Source organism: Candidatus Cloacimonadota bacterium (genome assembly GCA_012516855.1).
GTDB lineage: Bacteria > Cloacimonadota > Cloacimonadia > Cloacimonadales > Cloacimonadaceae > Syntrophosphaera.
In genome coordinates this window covers 1-2,502 of the sequence record JAAYWB010000086.1, presented here as the reverse complement: position 1 = coordinate 2,502, position 2,502 = coordinate 1, and the positions used below count along the sequence as shown (strand labels likewise).

At 58.1% G+C, this 2,502-nt stretch carries 2 protein-coding genes and 1 pseudogene; all 3 read right to left on the bottom strand.

The genetic code is table 11. The features are described 5' to 3' along the window. Window positions 1-174, bottom strand: a 174-nt coding sequence (locus tag GX466_08295) for a fatty acid hydroxylase family protein (GenBank protein NLH94194.1), incomplete at its 3' end; no start/stop codon positions are given. A 201-nt stretch (window positions 175-375) separates the two neighbouring features. Beyond that, window positions 376-1,752 (bottom strand): annotated as a pseudogene (locus tag GX466_08290) (IS5 family transposase). Window positions 1,753-2,055: 303 nt separating this feature from the next. Next, complete coding sequence (locus tag GX466_08285) at window positions 2,056-2,346, bottom strand: hypothetical protein (protein NLH94193.1); 291 nt, start codon at window positions 2,344-2,346, stop codon at window positions 2,056-2,058. Window positions 2,347-2,502: the final 156 nt, after the last annotated feature.

The window sequence follows — 2,502 nt, the reverse complement described above, 5'->3', positions numbered from 1 at the left end:
TTCCCACCACAACACATTGCTGATGTGACGCGTCGCAAAATAGATCTCGTACAGACCCACCCCGAGAATCAGGAAGGCGTGGTAATAGCCGTTGTAGAAGCCGCTCAGGCGCGAGCGGTAGATTTCCCGGTATTTACGCTGGCGTAGCCCCATTGGACTGTGAACAAGTTCCATGGTCATCTCCTGAATGTTTACATGATTGCATGCATTTACATAAAATATATGTGTAGTCGGCCCTGCAAAATTCAATTCTCACTCAGAGCAGCCAGCACTCGGCCGTCATCAAACCGGTGCCAGCTTGACTTGATGGACCTGCGGCGCATAGCCAGCGCAATGGGCCGCCCATGACGCCACCATCGCCACCCACCGCACCAAAACGACGGCCAACAAAAGGCCCTTGAGGCCCAGACGCAGCACCGCCCGCATCAGCCATCGCAGGTTGTAGCCCACGGCGCAACTGAGCGCATGCAGCGCGTCCCCGATCGCACCCTTGAGCCAACAGCGGTTCATCCGGTTGTCGCTCTTGAGGTGCCCAATCGCAGGCTCTACCGCCTGGCGCCTCTTGAGCAGCTTGCGTTCGTGTTTGCTCATGGTCTTGTAGCGCCCGCGGTGGATGATCTGAACACCGGCATTGGCCGCGTCCACGTCTTTGCCCCGGTAGCCCAGGTCCACAACGACCTGTTTGGGCTTGACCCCGATGTCTTCAAGCAAGATGGTGCTTTGCTCAATCTGCTCGGCCAGCGTGTGACCATCCCACGGATTGCCAGGAAAGCTCCTGGCGCCCACCATCAGTGCGCTCTTGTGGGTGACGGCCACGCTCACTTTGACGCCGAACTCATAGGGGCGGCGTGCCTTGCCCTTGCCGATGCATTCGACCTCCGGGGCGTGCAGGGCGTACAGCTTCTTCTTGTCCTTGCGCTGCTGCGAGCGAATGCGCTCGGCGCGCTCGAGCCAAACCGCAAGGGCTGCAAGGGCGTTGGCACTACCCATGGCCATTGATAGCTTGCGCTGCACCTCTCGAATCAGGATGCCCAGGATCGTGCGCTGGCGCTTGACTGCTTTGCGCAGTCGTTTGAACTGCTTGGCATGGGCGTAGCCACCGGCCTGGCGGCGAAGTGTTTTGCCTTCGCTAGCGAAGGTTTGCTTGAGCGCGATGCCAGCGGCCTTGGCCGCTGTCACCACCTTGTGGCGCGCAATCTCCAGAAGCCGGCTGTCCACCGGATGGGCCATGGCCTTCTCTTGCACCGTGGTGTCTACGATGAGACGCTCGAATTCGCTCTTGCGTACCGCACCCACATGGACGGCTGTCTCTATCGTGGCCTTGAGCAGCTCCTCCATGCCCGCTTCACCCAAGGCTGAGCGAAAGCGCCCGATCTGGGTGGCATCGCATGGCGGCGTGGGGTCGAAGTACTCGTAGCCGGCAAAGTACTGCCAGTACACGTTCTCAGCAAAACGCTCGACCATTTCTTCGTCGCTGAGGTCAAAGCTGTTCTTGAGCAGGGTGAGCGCGACCATCAAGCGAAGAGGCAGGCGAGAGCGCCCGGCGTTGCTGATGCCACCGCCGCACGGCTGCGCGCTCGCGCCAAACAGATCCTGATGCGCCTGCCACTGCTCGGGGCGGGCTTTGCGGGCAAAGCAAGGGGCGAGGGTTCGCTCTATTTGCGCCCAAGGCAGGCGCTGCGCTAGCACGGTCAGCGAATGCCTTGGGTCGATCATCCCGTCCAGGCGGGCGCGGAAGAAATCGTCTGTCATGGCGGGCCTCAAAATCGAGTCAAAACTCTCAGGTTCTGAGCGTCAATTATTCAAAAATCGAGGGATTCGCGATACCGAAATTACCCGCAGAGCCTTTGTTCATGCGGGTGGCGGGGGTTTTGCAGGGCCGACTAGGTACGCCGGGCCATACCCTTGTCCGGGCTTGCGGGGTGCCGTGCAAGAAGCACGGCAGTGCTCCGCACCGGCCCCTACCGGACAACCCGCACGCAAGGCGTGCGGGCTTCGGGGCACCATGGCCCCGTCGGGAACAAGGAAGGCGCTTGCTCCCGACTTGGTTGTCTCTCAGTGAGAAATCATTGGGCCTTCATCCGGCTGCAGTTGCGACTCCATCACCGGCAACCAAGGCGAGTTTGAATTTACAAGATAGCGCGCACCCTGCGCATATAGGCTGCAAGGGTTGGCAGGCCCGTAATGGCCGGTAATGCTGAACCGGAATTTAAGCCCTGCAGGATTGGTATAGATCACTTTGTCGCCAACAGCAAACCGCAAGCAACGGCCATTTTCTGGCGCGAAGGGCTTAGTTGCATTGTGTAGCTTTACGGTCTGATTCACCCAATCATGATGACTACCCATCTTGTTTCCTTTGCTTGTCGTTTTCGTCGTCGAAATTAATAGCCACAATACATATATCGCGCTTCCATCATTTTCTAACTTCACTGTTGATTATAATCGCACCATTAATAACGTCAACCTTTGTAGGTTGTCATTGTGTATTAGTTTGTAAAGCCA